The 18665-nt window shown below is 50.1% G+C and carries 16 protein-coding genes and 4 pseudogenes; 7 read left to right on the top strand and 13 right to left on the bottom strand.

From position 1 onward, the window contains the following. Positions 1 to 7 precede the first annotated feature (7 nt). From ACQ86O_RS13740 to ACQ86O_RS13705, 8 genes and pseudogenes are all read right to left on the bottom strand, one after another. Positions 8 to 922 (bottom strand): carbohydrate ABC transporter permease, encoded by a 915-nt coding sequence (locus tag ACQ86O_RS13740; protein WP_431221586.1) that lies wholly within the window; start codon positions 920 to 922, stop codon positions 8 to 10. Next, entirely contained in the window at positions 915 to 1805 is an 891-nt protein-coding gene (locus tag ACQ86O_RS13735) for a carbohydrate ABC transporter permease (RefSeq protein WP_431221585.1), read from the bottom strand. Before ACQ86O_RS13735 ends, ACQ86O_RS13740 begins: the two co-directional genes overlap by 8 nt. Positions 1806 to 2558: 753 nt before the next feature. Beyond that, on the bottom strand, positions 2559 to 3134 hold the full coding sequence (gene yfcD, locus ACQ86O_RS13730) for an NUDIX hydrolase YfcD (RefSeq protein ID WP_431221584.1): 576 nt from the start codon (positions 3132 to 3134) through the stop codon (positions 2559 to 2561). Between the two features lie 138 nt (positions 3135 to 3272). Then, the gene (gene yfcE / locus ACQ86O_RS13725) at positions 3273 to 3824 is read right to left on the bottom strand and encodes a phosphodiesterase (protein ID WP_431221583.1); all 552 of its coding nucleotides are present in this window, start codon (positions 3822 to 3824) and stop codon (positions 3273 to 3275) included. 110 nt (positions 3825 to 3934) lie between these two features. Further along, positions 3935 to 4579: an RpiB/LacA/LacB family sugar-phosphate isomerase gene (locus tag ACQ86O_RS13720; protein ID WP_431221582.1), complete on the bottom strand. Its 645-nt coding sequence runs from the start codon at positions 4577 to 4579 to the stop codon at positions 3935 to 3937. Positions 4580 to 4681: 102 nt separating this feature from the next. After that, positions 4682 to 5443 (bottom strand): 2-dehydro-3-deoxy-D-gluconate 5-dehydrogenase KduD, encoded by a 762-nt coding sequence (gene kduD, locus ACQ86O_RS13715; protein WP_431221581.1) that lies wholly within the window; start codon positions 5441 to 5443, stop codon positions 4682 to 4684. Between the two features lie 275 nt (positions 5444 to 5718). After that, complete coding sequence (locus ACQ86O_RS13710) at positions 5719 to 7782, bottom strand: right-handed parallel beta-helix repeat-containing protein (RefSeq protein ID WP_431221580.1); 2064 nt, start codon at positions 7780 to 7782, stop codon at positions 5719 to 5721. Positions 7783 to 7870: 88 nt separating this feature from the next. Further along, positions 7871 to 9435 (bottom strand): annotated as a pseudogene (locus ACQ86O_RS13705) (MFS transporter). A gap of 399 nt (positions 9436 to 9834) precedes the next feature. Here ACQ86O_RS13705 and ACQ86O_RS13700 point away from each other — a divergent pair. From ACQ86O_RS13700 to ACQ86O_RS13685, 4 genes are all read left to right on the top strand, one after another. Next, positions 9835 to 11001, top strand: a complete 1167-nt coding sequence (locus ACQ86O_RS13700) for an oligogalacturonate lyase family protein (protein WP_431221579.1) — start codon at positions 9835 to 9837, stop codon at positions 10999 to 11001. A 26-nt stretch (positions 11002 to 11027) separates the two neighbouring features. Continuing rightward, positions 11028 to 11351: a cupin domain-containing protein gene (locus ACQ86O_RS13695; protein WP_431221578.1), complete on the top strand. Its 324-nt coding sequence runs from the start codon at positions 11028 to 11030 to the stop codon at positions 11349 to 11351. Positions 11352 to 11725: 374 nt separating this feature from the next. Beyond that, positions 11726 to 11905, top strand: coding sequence for a hypothetical protein (locus ACQ86O_RS13690; RefSeq protein WP_431221577.1), 180 nt, complete (start codon positions 11726 to 11728; stop codon positions 11903 to 11905). Between the two features lie 47 nt (positions 11906 to 11952). Further along, the gene (locus tag ACQ86O_RS13685; RefSeq protein WP_431221576.1) at positions 11953 to 12579 is read left to right on the top strand and encodes a LuxR C-terminal-related transcriptional regulator; all 627 of its coding nucleotides are present in this window, start codon (positions 11953 to 11955) and stop codon (positions 12577 to 12579) included. A gap of 122 nt (positions 12580 to 12701) precedes the next feature. Here the strand turns inward: ACQ86O_RS13685 and yahO are convergent, their stop codons facing one another. Continuing rightward, entirely contained in the window at positions 12702 to 12971 is a 270-nt protein-coding gene (gene yahO, locus ACQ86O_RS13680; RefSeq protein WP_431221575.1) for a DUF1471 family periplasmic protein YahO, read from the bottom strand. A 310-nt stretch (positions 12972 to 13281) separates the two neighbouring features. On the opposite strand from yahO, the pseudogene yfcG reads away from it, so the two are divergent. The 3 genes and pseudogenes from yfcG to ACQ86O_RS13665 all read left to right on the top strand — a co-directional run bounded on the left by yfcG (position 13282) and on the right by ACQ86O_RS13665 (position 15395). Beyond that, positions 13282 to 13910, top strand: a pseudogene (gene yfcG, locus ACQ86O_RS13675) (GSH-dependent disulfide bond oxidoreductase). Between the two features lie 176 nt (positions 13911 to 14086). After that, positions 14087 to 14470 carry a dihydroneopterin triphosphate 2'-epimerase gene (folX, locus tag ACQ86O_RS13670; RefSeq protein ID WP_431221574.1) on the top strand — a complete coding sequence of 128 codons (384 nt, stop codon included), beginning with the start codon at positions 14087 to 14089 and terminating at the stop codon, positions 14468 to 14470. Between the two features lie 20 nt (positions 14471 to 14490). Beyond that, positions 14491 to 15395 (top strand): annotated as a pseudogene (locus tag ACQ86O_RS13665) (TIGR01777 family oxidoreductase). A gap of 47 nt (positions 15396 to 15442) precedes the next feature. Here ACQ86O_RS13665 and hisP read toward each other — a convergent pair. The 4 genes and pseudogenes from hisP to hisJ form a co-directional block, all read right to left on the bottom strand. Then, on the bottom strand, positions 15443 to 16216 hold the full coding sequence (hisP, locus tag ACQ86O_RS13660; protein ID WP_431221573.1) for a histidine ABC transporter ATP-binding protein HisP: 774 nt from the start codon (positions 16214 to 16216) through the stop codon (positions 15443 to 15445). Between the two features lie 16 nt (positions 16217 to 16232). Beyond that, positions 16233 to 16940, bottom strand: coding sequence for an ABC transporter permease (locus tag ACQ86O_RS13655; RefSeq protein ID WP_431221572.1), 708 nt, complete (start codon positions 16938 to 16940; stop codon positions 16233 to 16235). Then, a pseudogene (locus ACQ86O_RS13650) lies at positions 16937 to 17622 on the bottom strand (histidine ABC transporter permease HisQ). Before ACQ86O_RS13650 ends, ACQ86O_RS13655 begins: the two are co-directional and overlap by 4 nt. Before the next feature lie 134 nt (positions 17623 to 17756). Next, a complete protein-coding gene (gene hisJ, locus ACQ86O_RS13645) occupies positions 17757 to 18539 on the bottom strand; it encodes a histidine ABC transporter substrate-binding protein HisJ (protein WP_431221571.1) in 783 nt (260 codons plus the stop codon). Positions 18540 to 18665 lie beyond the last annotated feature (126 nt).

Here is an 18665-nt window from a genome sequence, read left to right as displayed (position 1 = left end):
TCCTCAATTAACCTTTAATTCCGCTGCTGGTAACGCCCTGCACAAAGTAGCGTTGGGCCAGGAAGAACACGATGATAGACGGCAGGATGGAGATGCTTGCCATAGCCAGAATTTCATTCCACGGCGCCCCTTCAGTGACGTCTATGGACATTTTCAACGCCAGCGCAATCGGGTATTTATCGACGCTGTAGACGTAAATCAGTGGGCCAATAAAGTCATTCATCGACCACATAAACTGGAACAGAGCGACAGAGATAATTGCTGGCTTGAGGATCGGCACCACCACATACCAGAGCACCTGGAAAGAGTTACAGCCATCAATCTGAGCGGCCTCTTCCATATCACGCGGCACGCCACGCAGGAACTGGATCAACATAAAGACGAAGAATCCCTGGGTCGCAAAGGCCAGCGGTAAATACAGCGGCAGATAGCTGTCCAGCATGCCCATTTCACGGAACATGATGTATTGCGGGATCAGCAGCACCGTACTTGGCAGCAGCATGGTAGTGATCAGGGTAGCGAACCAGAACTTCTTCCACGGGATCTCAAAGCGGGCAAACCCATAGGCCACAATGGTCGAAGAGATAATGGTCAGTAATACTTTGGGAATAACAAACTTAAAGGTATTAAGCATGTAGTGACCAAAGTTATATTCTGTCCCGGTTTTCCACCCATTCTTGAAACCGTCCGAGGTGGGGTGATCCGGCCACAGGCCCAAGGTACTGAAGATCTCATGGTTCGGCTTGAACGACGCAGAGAACATCCAGACCAACGGATAAAGCATGAGCAGGCCCACCAGCAACAGCACAATATAACGAATAGAGGCGTTGATTTTTTCCTTGCGTAATGTCCGCTTCACTTCTTGTTCAGCGATTTCCTGCGCACTGGACATGGGGAGTTGGTTCTGTTGCATATCAGCCATTTTTGCCACCCTTATCTGCTGAGTAGAAGACCCAGTATTTCGAGGATTTAAAGGCGATTGAGGCAAACAGTGCCACAACCAGGAACAGGATCCACGCCAACGCTGCGCCATAACCCATGTCAAAATATTTAAAGGCGGTATCGTAGATATAGAGTGAGAACAGATAGGTATAGTGCGTTGGTCCTCCTCCGGTTATTACATACGGGGCGGTAAACTCCTGGAATGCCTGCGTCGTCTGCATAATAAAGTTGAAGAAAATAACCGGTGTAATCAGCGGCACGGTAACTTTCATAAACATCTGCCACTTGGAGGCGCCATCAATCATCGCGGCTTCATATTGTGACTGTGGGACGTTTTGCAGTGCCGCCAGGAAAATGACCATGGCCGAGCCAAACTGCCATACGCGCAGCAAAGTCACCGACATCAATGCCAGTGAAGGTTCACCCAGCCAGTTAATCGGATCCAGGCCAAAAACACCGATGAAACTGTTTAACAGGCCGTCGATGGCAAATAATGCACGCCATAAAACGGCGATTGCAACGCTACTGCCAAGAATGGAAGGAATATAATAAGCCGTTCGGAAAAAGCCTATCCCACGCAGTTTAAAATTAAGAACAAAAGCTATACCGAGCGCGAAAGCCAGCTTTATTGGGATGGTAAGAAACACATAGGCAAAGGTTACACCCATGGATTTCCAGAAAAGATGGTCTTCCATCAGCATATAACGATAGTTTTCCACCCCGTTAAATACCGGAGGATTCATCAGGTCATATTCTGTAAAACTGAGCAAGAATGATGACACAAAGGGAAAAGCCGTAAATATTATCAACCCTATAATATAGGGTGATATATAGGCTAACCCCAACATTCTGTTTTCATTCATGGTTATTACCCATATAAATATAAATAAAAGAAAGTAAAGTTAAACATTACTGAGATTATGAATAAAGATAAAAGCCGGCCGTTTACGAAACCACTTAACACATTGAATAATGTATGCTTTACCTTGCATACGCTACTCCAATGGACTAAGCGGAACTCTCCATTTTCGCTAACTATCCTCAACCGCGGACAACGTGCCGAGAGCGGAATTGACAGGACCCTGTCGAACGTCTTACTGCAGTGCGCTAAATCCATTTTGCGGTCTCCCAGATGAGCCAGGCATATACCAGCCAACAAACTGAAACACTATTTCAAATTATTATATCTGAAATTTTTCCAGCGTCATTCAACGAATGACAAAAGTGTGAGCAAAGTAGAAACGTTGTTTTGATTTTTTTAAATACTTAGCTTGGTAATTAAAATAAGATGCGAGAATTATGCGTAATCGATTGATTTTAAACAAAATAAATTAGATTCACGATTGTGATGTTAACGATAGCGATTTGAAGATGATTGGTTAGTGAATTGTAATGCTGGCAAAAGCAGCAAAAATTAGCGCGCAGAGGGGGATTACAATCTGACACATTGTTACATTTACCTGTGTATGCAAACAGTGTTGTAAGCCGCATTGAATGGAGGTGGGTAATTTATGGGGTATGCCAGGAGCAGGCTGGCAGATTCAGAGGGAGAAGGGGATACCGCAAGGGCAGACAGCCCCCTGCTCAACGGAGCAGAGAGGCTGCGGAATTTAACTTCAGACGTTATCTTCGTCAGAGAGCGTTCTGCTCTCACGCGCCAGAGGCTTGCCATAATCCTGGCCATTATTGCGCGTCAGCCACAGTGACAATGCCTTCAGTGAATCTGGCGTAAATTCGTCGCAACGCGCGGTGATCTCTTCGGGTGTCAGCCAGCTCACCTCCGCGACTTCTTCTTCCTGCAATGCAAACGGCCCGTGGGAAACACAGCTGAACAGCGCGCCCCAAATACGGCATTGATCTTCTTCGAAGTAGAACAGACCGTGCTCGGCAAAAGGGACACCGGCAATGCCCAGCTCTTCTTCCGCTTCACGCCGGGCGGAATCCAATACGTTTTCCCCGCTTTGTACTACCCCGCCAGCGGTTGCATCCATCCAGCCTGGGTAAAAATCTTTGATCTCGGTGCGGCGTTGTACCAGAATTCTCCCCATTCCATCATGCACCACAATATAGGTCGCTCGGTGACGCAGCCGCTGAGCACGCATCTGTTGACGACTGGACTGAGCAATCACTTCGTTTTGCTCGTTGACGATATCAACCCACTCGGTTTCTGTAGCCTGATCCTGTTCCGCCATCCTATAAAACCTTCTATTTGGGCGCGATGCATGCCGCGCGCTGGTTAATCAATGAGTTTGCTTCAATGATTCTTTGCGTGTGCCCCTGCACTTTCAAACGGCAAGCTTGGCTGCTGCTTGAAAGACGACGGGTATAAACTAGTGCGTTAATGCCACCTCTGCAACAACCTTGCCGCTTTGCAGACTGACTACGCTCAAAGTGCCGTTCTCCAGTATGCCATAACTGGCAGGAAAGCCCCCTTTTGGAATGCTGACCGAGCCAGGATTAAAGCAATAAATATCCCCCTGCCTTTCTGCCTGGGGTAAATGCGTATGGCCATAGACCAGCACATCTCCGCTGGCTAAAGGGGGCAGCATATTGGGATGATAAAGGTGCCCGTGGGTTAAAAACAATCGCCTTTTGGGCAGCAAAACTTGCTGAAAGGGCGCCATGATAGGGAATGAGAGCAGCATCTGGTCAACTTCACTGTCGCAATTGCCACGAACGGCAACGATCTTGTCGCGATAGCGATTCAATTGCTCGGCAACCTGTGCTGGCTGATAATTATCCGGCAGGGCATTACGCGGGCCGTGATTGAGTAAATCGCCCAGTAGAATCAACCAGTCAGCCTGGCTTTGCTCGAACAGTTCGAGGACTTTATCGGTAGCGGAGAGTGAGCCATGCAGATCCGAGGCGAACATCAGCTTCATAAACTTTCCTTCAATGCGGAATATGAAACCATTTTAACTCAGCGGGAAGAGACAACAAGAAAGGAAAAACGGTGGCCGATATTCGGCCACCAGAGGAAACATACCCACTATCAGGCGCGGGCCAGGATCTCTTTTACAAAGGCTACGATTTCAGGTTTCTTGCCGTTGGAGAACAGGCATTCCTGGAAACGCGCGCCGCTGACGGCAGTTTTCACCAGCTCAGGATCGATGGCGCGCAGGGTATCCAGATAGTTATCTTTGATCACCGCACTCTTAACCTGGTTGAGGATGCCAGCGTTGCGAACCTGTGGTTCTTTACGCTCAACGGGGTAACCTTCACCTTTACGCCCGGTAAAGGCTTTCTCAAAGATATAACGGACGTTCAGTTCCGCGCCCCAGCCAAAGCCTTTGGCAAACGGCAGAGACAGCGCATTACCGTTGTTGATCTGGGCAAACAGGAAGGCATCGGCCGGATCGATACAGTAACCGCACACCACACCTGGGTGAATGTTCAGAGACATCAGCGCACCCTGGCCGGTACCGCAACCGGTCACCACAAAGTCGACTGCTTCCGAGTTCAACAGGATACTGGCCATGATCCCCAGATGGATATAGGTCAGGTGGTGATCCTGCTCATCGCTCATGCCAACGTTGAACACCGCATCATGATTGCCAGCCGCAACCGCCTGCAGTTGTTCGAGAACCAGCGCATTTTTGCCCGCCTGGCTGTTTTCCATCATCAGTGCAATATTCATCTCTTTCTCTCAGCAAATAGAATCAATCGGTTATTCTTTATACCCTATGGGGTTCAGCAGGCAGCCAAGCAGGCTACCGTGTGAAACCCCAAGAATATAGACTTAGCGAGCCAACCAACCGCCATCAACCGCGATGGTGTAGCCATTGATATAGTCTGAAGCCGGTGAAGCCAGGAATACCACCGGCCCCATCAGATCTTCTGGTAAACCCCAGCGGCCAGCTGGAATACGCTCAAGGATTTCCTCACTGCGAGCCTGATCGTCACGCAATTGGCGAGTATTGTTGGTGGCCATATAACCCGGAGCCAGCGCGTTAACGTTAATACCGTGGCTGGCCCACTCGTTGGCCAACAGACGGGTTACGCCCATTACAGCGCTTTTTGAAGCGGTGTAAGAAGGGACGCGAATACCCCCTTGATAAGACAGCATCGAAGCGATATTGATAATCTTGCCGCCCGTGCCCTGAGCGATGAATTGGCGAGCCACGGCCTGAGACATAAAGAACACCGTCTTGATGTTCAGGTTCATCACATCATCCCAATCCTTTTCACTGAAAACCAATGCATCCTGGCGGCGAATGATACCGGCGTTGTTGACCAGAATATCAATATGGCCAAACTCGGCCACCGCACGCTCCAGCAGTTCTGGCAACACTTCCAGTTTGCTCAGATCGGCCTTCAGGCTCAGGAAACGGCGCCCCAGAGCAGTGACTTTGGTAATGGTTTCTTCTGGCTCTACCACGTTAACGCCGACAATATCACAGCCAGCCTGTGCCAGCCCAATTGCCATCCCCTGCCCCAGGCCGGTATCACATCCGGTCACAATCGCCACTTTACCCTGCAATGAAAAATTATCGAGAATCATGCTTAATCCTTAGTACTCAGGGCATCAGTGGCCCTTATCAAAAAGTGGGGATAGCGTTGCAATCCCATCAGTATTGCAGCCTGCTGCCGCACAGGGAGGGCGCTATTGCCTGCCCCTGTCATCATGATGTGGCAAGTCTAACGCGTATCTCTGACGCAATCAATAAAGTTGAAACAATGTTTTGATTTAAGTGAAAGGTATTTTTTATTTATGTGAGGTCAGGCGATCTCTGGCACTGATAAGCAAACCGGGCTCAATTGAGCCCGGCCAAAAAATCACTTGTCTGTTGCCAGAATAAAAGCGTTGTTCTCTGCTATCTGCCCTACCACCGCATCAGCATATTCCCCAGGCTTGGAGCGCAGCGAATTATTGCCGCTGAACAGCCCCTGCTTATCCTGTGTCGTGTAGGGACCCGGACGGAAGATATAGTTAAAGCGGTTATTATCAATAGCGGTATTGTTGGTGACCTTAAGCGCGCCGGGGTTAAAGTTGTCGGTAAAGCCATCCATGCCGTTTTCCATGGCGAGGCTGCCCGAAATTTCATGTGCCACCGGTAGCCCTTCGCCCCCCAGTTTGAACCCGTTATTAACGTTACGCAGCGCAATGCTGTTCTCTATAACCACCCGCCCATTTGGGCCATCTTCAATCTTGTTAAACAGGTCAAAACCGTCATCTACGTTGTCATGAGAGAAACAGGCAACCAGGCGATTCCCCTCACCCACGCGCATTTTGACAGCAAAGCCATCGGCGTTAATCATGCCTGGATCCTTGTTAGCATAAGACTCGGAATGGGTGATCAGGTTATGGCTGGCCCATAGCGGCCTATCCGCTTGGGCTGGGGAAGAGACCACGATCCCGGTGTCGTCTGCGTGATGGGCCACTACCCGGTCGATACGGTTATGGCTGCCAGCAATGCGGAAGCTTTTTTCGGTAACCGTGATCCCCTTGATGTCCCAGTAGCTGGCATCAAGATTTAAACCATGCAGCACAACGCTGCCCCCTTGCGGCCTGAGCTTTTTGACCTGAGTAGCCGCGCCGCTGGCAGTTGCGGGCAGTACGCTAAAGGGATAATCGCCCGCCGCCAGCCACAATGTGCCTCCAGGCGGCAACGCCTGCGCAGCAGTGGCAAGATCCAGCGGTTGCTGCCTGGTGCCATCATTATCCGCTTTGCCCTGCGGGGAGACATACAGATTGGTGGCATCGGCGTAATGCACTTTGCGCACTTGGACTGTGTCATTTGAAGTCTTGCCGTCCTGAGTGATGAAACGGTAATCCAACTGGGTTTCAGGCTTGGTTAGCGGAACCCTCAATGCCAGCATTTCACCAGCCTGTACCGCCCGTTCGGCAGCCATCACTACACCGTCTTTACTCAGCGTTAATTTGCCTTTCTTATTGCTGCGTAACTGAAAAATATACTCATCGGTAGCAGACAGCGTGGCTGAGCCAATTTCGATCTGTGTTGGCAGCGCTTTGGCGACAAAGGTTTTTGCCGGGGGCAGATGGCTGTCACTCAGCGTCAGGCTGGCCTGCTCCACGGTGATGCGCGCATTACGCGAAGCAAAGAAACCGACGTAATAACCCTCGGGATCCTGTTGGGTGACCCGGTGTGGATCCCCCGTAGTGTGACTGACCCAGTTATCGCTACCCTGAGGCGCATAAGCCGCCGTAAAGCCCTGATCGGTGCGGGCCAGTCGGAGCCGGAAGCTTGGGGTTTTACGCAGATCGACTTCTGGCTGGTAACCTTCACGCTTGATCTCCACCCCCGCGTTACCCCAGGAATTGAGCACGCCATTGCGGGAGATCATCGTCATTTTGACCCGGTGATGATCTTTTTTATCCTGCGTCATAATGGCGTTCATCACCATATTGGCGGCTGCCGGGAACTCCTCGTAACCCGGCTGTACTTTCTCCAACCGTGGCTTACCCAGAATATCGCGGATCAGCAGCCCTGCACCTTCCTGTCCGGCCGGCAACGCCTGGTTTTCCGGGCCAAACTGATCGACAGTAATGTCCGCCTCCAGCACCACATTGGCACTGGCTGGAATGCGCGTGTAGTAGAAGGTCAGCCCATCGTGGCTATTACCAATTTTGCCGCCCCGGCTTTCCAGGTGGAAAGGCGTCTTCAGCGGCCCCGCAGTCACAGGCTGGCCATCGGCCTGGAATGCATGGTTAGTGCCAACCTTGTCTGGCAACACGTTGGTAGCGAAATTAACATCCGTTGACTGACCAAAAGCCATTGTCTGCCAAACCAATTCACCAGCAACAGGCAGCGGTGCCGCATTGCCGTTAAAACTGAGGCTGGCCAGGGCACAAAATAGCGACAGAGGTACGATCTTCATTTCCCTTTCCTTATTTTTAGCATGAGTGGATCTTCCCGCAGCTTAAGCGAGAAGATCCTATCAGTGGTTTTTGGGGAGATCTGGCCTGTTAGGCCGGTTTATAAGAAGTAGCTGGAACTTCAGGAGTAATATTCATTTTCTGGCAGATCTTGCTGTTGCCCCAGCATTGTTCATAGGGCAGCCCCACCAGTTTCTCAATCACCAGACGCACTTCGGGCTTGATATCACCGAGTTTGCCGCCAGCCTTGATACGGGCAACTTCGTACAACACCACCTGGTGGGTTTGGCGGTTGAGTGTCATCTGGCTGCTGAAAACAATCGCCATCAGCGCCAACAGGATCACACCGGCAAAGAACACCCAGGAAATAGCGGTGATCGCAGTTTCCGGTTGAGTATGGGATTTCGATTGGAAACCGTAGTAGCTGAGGATAGCCCCCATGGTGAAGACAATAATCGAACGCATAATTTTGCCGGAGAAGGTCATCGCCCCGGCGTAAATGCCCTCACGACGGCGTCCGGTAAAGACTTCATCCACATCCGCCAGGAAGGTGTAGACCGTCCATGGGATATAATAGACCCCCCCGTACCCAAGCCAAAAATCACGGTAATACCGATAATCGCCGCCGTAGCGATATGGGCTGGCAAATTAAAGAAATGCAGCAGGGAGTAACAGCAGACGGCAAACATAACGATGCCGAGCGCCCAGCAATAAGGCTTACTGAAGCCTTTTTTCACGCACAGGCCGATAAAGATAGCCGTCGAGATTAATTGCAATATGGCGTTGAGGCTATTTAGCCCAGCCAAAATGGCGGGATCGTATTGCAATACAAAGATAACAAAATAGGTAAATACCGAAGCAAACAGCCATTCCGCGCCAAAACCGAACAGATACATACCCAAATGTTTACGGAATACTCGCAAGTAGAACGTCGATTGCATATCCCGCGCCAGAGAAACCAGCGTTTCCAGCAGAGACTTTTTATGCGTCGCCACCACGACCGCTTCTTCCTTGCGCTCCCAGGAGAACAGATAGAGAGTGCCGATCGCGATAAACAGGATCACGCCATAGGTGATACCGGTGTACAGGAAAGGCTGCGCCGACTCTTTACCGTAGATCAGGATAAATTGCCCAGGAATAAATGCCGCCAGGAAGTTGGCCATCTTGCCAAAAATCGCTTTGTAGCCAGTCAGCTTGGAGCGCACGGCAAAGTCATCGGTCATTTCGGTCGCCAGCGTCTCGTAGGGCACCATTACCGAGGTATAAATCAGCTCGAAAATCACATAAGTGGCGAGATAGTACCAAAAACCAAAGCCCTCAACCCACAGCAGTGGATAAAACACCATCAGTGGTGCGCCGATCAGCACAAAGAAACGCCGCCGACCAAAACGCTTGCCGAGCCAGGTATTACCAAAGTTATCCGTCAGATACCCCATCACCGGGTTACTGATCGCATCGATGACACTTGCAACAGAGAAGATGAATGACGCTTCCAGCAGCGTCAGCCCACAAAAGGTCGTATAAAAATACAGCAACCAGGCCCCACTGATTGCCAGCGCACCACTACCAAGCAGGTTGCCTCCGCCATACGCTAACTGATGCCCAAGCGTGACCTTCCGTCCATTGCCCAAAGGAATACTGCTGTTAGTTGTCATCTACTTTTCTCGTAATTAAAATGAACCACTATTTCACTTTTAAAGGAATGTTGTTTTATACTTTTTAGTAGAGCAGAATGATGTGATGAAGGTCACATAAAAAGTAAGGTTTTCCGATTTATATCCCGGTGATTACAGTTGCAGTACTTGATGGTTACATTTAGTGATTACATAGGATGCAACAGCTACGCCAGGGCTAGCCATGAGCAAAACGGTTATCCTGCGCTTTACCGGGAGAGATAAACGATTTATGCGATGCAGGTCGCATAAATCGTTCGTCTGGGTTGGCCTTCAGCTTCACTTTGATATGATTTTTCTAAATTTATGAAACGCTGTTTTATTAATTAATGAGCTGTTCACGCACTGGACGGTTTATCGCTAAGCTTAAGGGAGGCCATTGTGGCTAAAGGTTCAGTCCTCAATTTCAATTTCCACCATACAACCGATGCCGGTACCGGCGCACAGATCACTCGCTTAACGCCACCAGACGTACTGTGTCATCGGAATTACTTCTATCAGAAATGCTTTACCACAGACGGCAGTAAGCTGTTGTTTGCCGGGGAGTTTGACGGTAATCGCAACTACTACCTGCTGGACTTGCAACAGCAACAGGCCGTTCAACTGACCGAAGGCGCAGGCGACAATACCTTCGGTGGTTTTTTATCGCCGGACGATCGCTTCCTCTACTATGTGAAAAATGAACGTGAACTGCGCCGGGTGGAACTCAGTAACTGCCATGAGCAAACCATCTATCAAGTCCCTGAAGAGTGGGTTGGCTACGGCACCTGGGTCGCGAACAGCGAATGCACCAGCCTGGTGGGTATCGAAATCAGTCGCAAAGACTGGGAACCGCTGACCGACTGGAAGATTTTCCACAGCTTCTTTACCAAAAATCCGCATTGCCGCCTGCTGCGTGTCGATCTGAAAAGTGGTGACTCCCGGGTGATCTACCAGGATAACCTCTGGCTGGGTCACCCTATTTATCGCCCTTATCACGATAACTGCGTCGCCTTCTGCCATGAAGGGCCACACGATCTGGTGGATGCGCGCATGTGGTTGATTAATGAAGATGGCAGTAATATGCGCAAGGTGAAAACCCATGCCGAAGGTGAGAGTTGCACCCATGAATTCTGGGTGCCAGACGGTTCAGCCCTGATGTATGTCTCTTATTTAAAAGGCCAGCAAGAACGCCATATCTGCCGTTACGATCCTGAAAGCGGCAAAGATGAGATTGTGATGACAATGCCAGCCTGTTCGCATCTGATGAGCAACCACGACGGGAGTTTGCTGGTCGGCGACGGTTCAGCCTCACCGGTAGATATCAAAGATGCTCAGGGCTATACCATTGAGAACGACCCTTGGCTTTACGTATTTGATGCCAAACAGAAACGCCAGGCACGCCTGGCCGCACACAACAGTTCCTGGCGAGTGCTGAACGGCGATCGTCAGGTCACTCACCCGCATCCGTCCTTTACCCCAGACAACCAGCAGGTGCTGTTTACTTCAGATTATGAAGGTGAACCGGCACTGTATCTGGCACGGTTGCCGGAAAATCTATTTGCTTGAATACCCAAACTCCCTAAGGAAAAGTCATGTTTATCTATCAAAAAGAGTGCGAGCTAGAAGATTTGGGTAACGGTATTACCAGGCGTGTTCTTGCCCATGGTGGAACCATGATGGCGGTAGAGGTTAACTTCAGCCAAGGTGCCATTGGCACACTGCACAGCCATCCCCACGAGCAACTCACCTATGTGCTCTCTGGCCGTTTCAGTTTTACCATTGATGGCGTCACCAAGGAAGTTGGGGCCGGGGATACCTTGTACAAGCAGCCTGACGTAGTGCATGGCTGCGTGTGCCTGGAAGCAGGAACCTTATTGGATACCTTTACTCCACAGCGTGAAGATTTCCTGAAATAACGCTGAATCTCATCCCCCGGTGTATACTGCCGGGGGCTTTCTCTTTCTCGTTCCCATCCCCATTCCCAATCGATGCCTTTATTAGGCTCAACTGTTTGCCCCTCCCCTAAAATGCGTCACCGTACTTCTCGAATCAAAAAAAATATAAATAATTAATATTTATTATGCCCACCAAATAATACATACAAAATACAAATGATAATATAAAACTCACAATCTGGCTTATCGGTTGATTTTATTGGAATAAACCACAAATTCATCACTAAAAATGATAGGTTTTATCTTATCGATCTATTTTATTGATCATTAAAATCGGCTCTGATATGATCATCAAACTAACTTATCAAGATAAATCAATGGAATGAGTGAATATTATGACTTACGCCGAATATGTCGCCTGCCCCCTCCCAGACCAGAATCCTGCCAGGTTAAAAGCAGAATCAAAGCCTCCAGCAAGGGGTTCGGCTACAGCCAAATGCGCAAAGAAGAAATATGACCTGTTTTTCAAAAAGCCGGTGAAAGGCTATGCGTTCAACACCCCAGCAGGGATTTGAATGATGAACAATGCACTGGCAGTAATATTCTGACGAGGATAGATAATATGGCTGATCTTGATATCTATACGATAAGTAATGACAGGTATTTTTGCGCGGGTTTACGCTTCCTGCTTCTTGGCTGCGAAGAGCTGGCTCACAAAGCTATCTCTATGAAGGAGTTACCTTTCGAGAAAGATAGCTTCGAGTGTCGCACAATAAAAAAACTCAAAAAGAATGCCTGCGACATACTGATCCTGGATTGCAGTTGTGGCTTTATTAATTATTACAGCGCCTGTTCAACACTCTATTCGGCCTTGGAACGGGGAGTATTATACGCCCGGGTGATCCTGTTCTACGAAAACAGTCTTTGTCTTACCAACCCAGACATGTACAACCACTTTGTCACCTTAGACAAAAACACCAGCGTGGGGAATATCCTGCTGTTGTTTACTCGCCTGTCTTTGCTGCAAAAAAGTTTCCCTCCCGATAACGAAGACGCCGAGGAGAGTATCAGTATCCAGCAATGCCTGACGGGAAGAGAATTGGTGGTCATCAATGAAATTTATAATGGCGCATCACCGAGTGAAATAGCTAACAAACTCAAGCTAAGACTCAAGACCATTAACAGTTATAAAAATAAAGCCATGAAAAAAATCAATACTAAAAGAGCGTTGGACTTTCAACTTTCATAGCGTCGGCAACGACCTGACCAGGATAAATAAATCAAGAAAAACGTTTGTGCATAAAACAAACAAAAACCGCCCCGTAAATAACTAAGGGGCAGCTTCTGGCATGATATAAATCAATGACGGTACTATTTTTTCTTGTACACATCTGCTGTGCCGTAAATTTTATTTTCCGTGTTCGCCGAGGTCAGAACATAGATATCCCCGCCCTTCTCATCGGCCTTCTTAGAGAGTTCCTCTTTAGCATCAGATTGGGAGACTTCACCGGAAGTGGAAATACTCCCCACTTTTTCATATTGATCCTGCACCTTTTCAAAGTCTGCTTTTGGCATCAATTCTGCGGCGAATGTGCTAAAGGCGAGTGTGCTGATAAAAAGACCCAATATGGTTTTTTTCATATAACGTTTCCTTTTAGCTGACGATGGTAAATATATTCATTTAATATATAGTTTACATCATAGGATTTATCAAATTTATGATTTCACTTTTCTGGTAGAAGGCCCCCGCGTCAGCGGCTCCTCAGCCTACCTTCAGCCATAACTCTGCTTTTGCATCATGTGATCGTCTCAGCAGCATTTGTCCCTGATGGCGAATCTCTCCTGGCTGGTGTATAAAGCCAAGGGACAGCATAAGAATGGTCTTATGGACCCTAAGACACCGATGGCCTCATACTCTTCTATCATTATGTTTCATAAGGAGTATTACAATATGATTGACCTGTATTACGCGCCAACTCCCAATGGGCACAAAATTACCCTGCTTCTGGAGGAGGTTGGTTTACCTTACCGTATCCACCGCGTAAATATCGGTGCTGGCGATCAGTTCAAACCCGCATTTCTGGCCATTTCCCCCAATAACAAAATCCCAGCGATTGTCGATCAACAACCTGTGGATGGTGGTGCGCCAATCGCTCTGTTTGAATCAGGGGAGATTTTGCTTTATCTGGCAGAGAAAACCGGCAAGTTTTTAAGCAAAGGGCTGCGTGAACGTGCAGCAACCCTGCAATGGTTATTCTGGCAAGTGGCCGGGTTTGGGCCAATGCTGGGGCAGAACCACCACTTCAATCACTACGCCCCGCACCCCGTTCCTTATGCGATTGAACGCTACCAACAGGAGACCAAACGCCTGTATGCTGTGCTCGAAGCCGAGCTGCAAAGGCATCCTTATCTGGGGGTGACCACTACAGCATCGCCGATATGGCAACCTATCCCTGGGTCGTTTCCCACCCTCGTCAACGTATCAGCCTGGCGGATTATCCGGCAGTGCGTAACTGGTTTGAACGCATCAGTAACCGTCCGGCAACTGAGCGAGCCTACAAGCTGGCTGAGCAGGCTTAATCTTCCCTATTGAAATGGAAATCAGAGTGCGGGTTACGCCTGGCTAACCCCTCTGCTGCTGCTCAACTGATTGTGAGCTACCCCGCGTTGCTCTGTTTAACCTTCTGGCCACATTACCTTTTCTTTACTTTCCGTGTATTCTGAATACCAACATTCAGACCTCCGGAGAATCTCTGATGTCATTCAACCAACCCGATGCCATTATCCGTATTAAAAATCTGCGATTACGCACTTTCATCGGTATCAAGGAAGAAGAAATCAATAATCGCCAAGACATCCTGGTTAACGTGACCATCCATTATCCGGCGGATAAAGCACGAAACAGTGAGGACATTACCGATGCTCTTAATTATCGCACCATCACCAAGGCGATAATTTGCCATATCGAAGATAACCGCTTCGCTTTGCTGGAAAAATTAACTCAGGATGTGCTAGAAATCGTGAAACAACATCCATGGGTAACCTATGCTGAAGTAGAGATAGATAAATTGCTGGCCCTGCGTTATGCCGATTCGGTTTCTATGACCATGAGCTACCGCCGGGAATTGCCTAGCACCTAAACCTGTCAGGGAGGTCGACCATGAAAGTCCTGATAACTGGCGCGACAGGGTTGATCGGCAGCAGCCTGACAAGGCAGCTGCTGCACCTTTCACATGAACTCACGCTGTTGACCCGCGATGTCGCTAAAGCACGCGATAAATTTGGCGAAGCGGTCCACTACTGGCCTTCTCTCGACCCGCAACGTTCTCTGGACGGTTTCGATGCCGTCATCAACCTGGCGGGCGAACCTATTGCTGACAAGCGATGGAGCAAAGCACAGAAAGAACGCCTGTGTCGCAGCCGCTGGGAACTGACCGCACGACTGGCAGAGCTTATCAATGCCAGCAGTACGCCGCCCTCAGTGCTGATTTCGGGATCGGCGGTCGGTTATTATGGCGACCAGGGCCAGGCGGTAGTTACCGAAGAAGAATCCCCGCACGATGAGTTTACCCACCGCCTTTGCCAACGCTGGGAGGAACTGGCGCTGCAAGCTCAGAGTAGCCATACCCGGGTTTGCCTGTTGCGCACCGGCGTGGTTCTGTCTCCCAAGGGGGAGCGTTAGCGAAAATGATCCCGCCTTTCCGCCTGGGCGTTGGGGGGCCGATTGGGGACGGGCGTCAATATCTGCCCTGGATCCACATTGACGATATGGTCAACGGCATTATTTATCTGCTGGACAACCCTGCCCTGCAAGGCCCGTTCAATATGGTGGCGCCTTACCCGGTGCATAATGAGCAGTTCACCGCCACGCTGGCCAACGTGCTGGATCGCCCTGCATTTTTACGTGTTCCGGCCTTCGCCATGCGGTTATTGATGGGGGAAGCCGCGGTGCTGGTGCTGGGGGGCCAAAGAGCCGTACCGAAAAGGTTGGAGGAAGCGGGTTTCACTTTCCGATTCTTTGAGCTGGAACAGGCGCTGGACGATGTGATCAATCAACAGGCATGAGTTACCCCCTCACCCTCTCCCTGTAGGAGAGAGTGAGGGGAAAACACCTACTTAAGAGTACCGGAAAGGAACTGCTGCAAACGCGGGCTTTTTGGATGACCAAAGACGTCTGCAGGTGGCCCCTGCTCTTCGATCAACCCCTGATGCAAGAAAATGACGTGGCTGGAAACATGGCGCGCAAACTCCATCTCATGCGTCACCACCACCATCGTTTTCCCTTCTTCAGCCAGCTTTTGCATAATGCGCAATACTTCACCCACCAGTTCAGGATCGAGCGCCGAAGTCGGTTCATCGAACAGCAGCACTTCGGGCTCCATCGCCAAGGCCCGCGCAATTGAGACGCGCTGTTGTTGCCCGCCGGAAAGGTGCACCGGGTATTTGATACGGGCACGTTCGTCAATACCCACCTTTTCCAGGTAGCGCACCGCACGTTCACGCGCCTCGGCCTTGCTCAGGCCCAACACCTGAATCGGGGCTTCCATGACATTCTCCAGTACCGTCATATGGCTCCACAGGTTGAAATGCTGGAACACCATCGTCAGGCGGGTGCGCAAAAGCTGCAGCTGTTTCCTGTCAGCTACCTTTAGCTGGCCATCTTTATCGCGCACCATGCGGATATCTTCATTATTCAGGCTAATCGACCCTTCGCTCGGCTTTTCCAGGAAATTAATACAGCGCAGAAAGGTACTTTTCCCGGAACCGGAAGAACCGATAATACTGATCACATCGCCCGCATTGGCTGCCAGGGAAACCCCTTTCAGCACCTCATGATCGCCATAGCGCTTGTGCAGTTCGGTGACGGCTAATTTATTGTCAGGCATGATTTATTCCCGTCATTCATCGATGAGTTACGTGAGCCATCCAGCGTTTTTCGGCCTTACGGAACAGGCTGATCAACACATAGGAGATAATCAGATACAACACCGCTGCGATACCGAAGGCATAGAAAGGTTGATAGGTCGCAGCGTTGATATCACGGGCAATCTTCAACAAGTCCGGCACCGTTGCCGTAAAGGCCAACGCGGTGGAATGCAGCATCAGGATAACTTCGTTACTGTACGCCGGTAGTGCGGTGCGCAGCGCCGAAGGTAAAATAATGCAGCGATACATTTTAAAACGTGAAAACCCATAGGCTCTGGCCGCTTCAATTTCCCCATGAGGTACAGAGCGAATCGCACCGGCGAAAATCTCTGTGGTATAGGCGCAGGTGTTGAGCGTCAATGCCAGAATGGTACAGTTAAGCCCGCTGCGGAAGAACGCATTAAGGAACTCCGTGCCGCGCACAATCTCCAGGCTATACATACCGGAGTAAAACACCAGCAATTGTACATACAGCGGCGTGCCACGAAACACATAGGTATACAGCCATACCGGGAAGCGTAACCAGCGCAAAGACGATACCCGCGCTACCGCCATCGGGATCGCCAGTAAACCGCCCATCACCACCGATGTAATCAGCAGCCACAGCGTGACAGCCACGCCGGTAAAGCGATACCCGTCACTCCACAGCAATTGTTGCCAGTACTGATGCAAAATATCAATCATAGATCGGCCCTTTTGACGCCCAGTGAATAACGCCGCTCAAGCCACAGCAACACGCCGTTGGAAAGGGTGGTGAAAACCAGATAGACCGCGCCAGCAACAATGGCATAAAAGAATGGCTGGTAAGTGCCCTTCCCCGCAAGCTGCGTGGCCTTTACCAGATCGTTCAAGCCAAGGATCGACACCAGCGCCGTTGCCTTGAGGATCACCTGCCAGTTATTGCCGATGCCAGGTAAAGCAAAACGCATCATGGCCGGGAAAAGAATGCGGCGGAAAATCTGCCCATTGGAGAAACCGAATGCGGTGGCCGCTTCGATCTGCCCGCGGGGTACCGCCAGGTAGGCACCACGGAAGGTTTCCGTGAAATAGGCTCCATAGATAAAAGCCAGTGTGATAATGCCAGCACTCAGGGGATCGATATCAATCTGAGAAATACCGACCAACTCCGTGAAACTGTTCAGGGCAATCTGCAGGCCGTAGAAGATCAACAGCATCAATACCAGATCCGGCACCCCACGGATCAAGGTGGTATAAGCGCCGAATATTGTTGAGATGAGGGGTTTGGTGAGAGTTTACCGCCGGCGCCGATCAAACCAATCACTACCGCCAGCAGAACGGAACTGAGGGCCAGCTCAAGCGTCACCAGAGCTCCCTCAAATATCAGTTGGGAATAGCCTTGCAGCATTTACTTCATCCTGTCGTCATTGGATCCCGAACCACCAGGTGCAGCAGGCTGCGCCCCTACGTCGTGACACCGTATTGAGGTTCGCACGGGCCCGGCAGGCCGGACCCGCAGCCACAGCATGTTACGAGCGGGGATTAGCCGCCGTAGACGTCAAAGTCGAAGTATTTTTTCGCGAATTTGTCGTAAGTCCCGTCTTTACGCATTTCGGCAAAGGCTTTATCTAACGCCGCTTTCAACTCGGTTTCATCCTTGCGCAGGCCCATACCGGTCCCCACGCCGAAGAATTTATCATCTTTCACCGATTCACCGGCAAAAGCGTAATCCTTGCCCGGAGGCTGTTTCAGGAAACCGTCGCTGCCCGCCACTTCATCCTGGAAAGCCACATCAATACGCCCGGATGCCAGATCGGCATACACCAGATCCTGGTTCTGATAAGGAACCACGGTCACCCCTTTCGGCTGCCACATGGCGTTGGCATAGGCTTCCTGAGTTGTCCCTTGTAGCACGCCGACGCTTTTGCCCTTCAGCGATTCGACATCAGGCAACAGCTTCGAACCTTTTGGTGCAATCAGGCGGGCATTGGCCGCATAGAGTTTGTCCGTAAAGGCAATCTCCTGCTGGCGTTTTTCGGTGATGGAGAGTGAAGAGATGATAGCGTCGATTTTCTTCGCTTTCAGGGAAGGGATCAGCGCGTCAAAATCGCTTTCCACGAAAGTACATTGGGTATTTATGCGTTTGCACAGCTCTTTGGCCAGATCGATATCAAACCCGACCAGCTCACCCTGCGCGTTTTTGGATTCAAAAGGCGCATAGGTGGGATCGGTGCCAATTTTAAGCGTGGTTGGCAATGCGGCAAATGCGCTGCTGACTGCGCCCAAAGCCAAGACCAAAGGAAGAACCTTAACGAGCTTTTTCATAATTACCCTCAAATGAATATTTTCCGATGCCACTACGGGCACTACTTTCATCACTGACTGAATTAGCAGTAATCGTGCCACTTTGTCGTTACAGAGCGCGGGGAACGGCCACGCTCTACACAAAAG

This window comes from Serratia sp. L9 (assembly GCF_050632285.1).
GTDB lineage: Bacteria > Pseudomonadota > Gammaproteobacteria > Enterobacterales > Enterobacteriaceae > Chania.
Note: the sequence above shows the minus strand (reverse complement) of the source record. Positions and strands in the feature narration are given on the sequence as shown.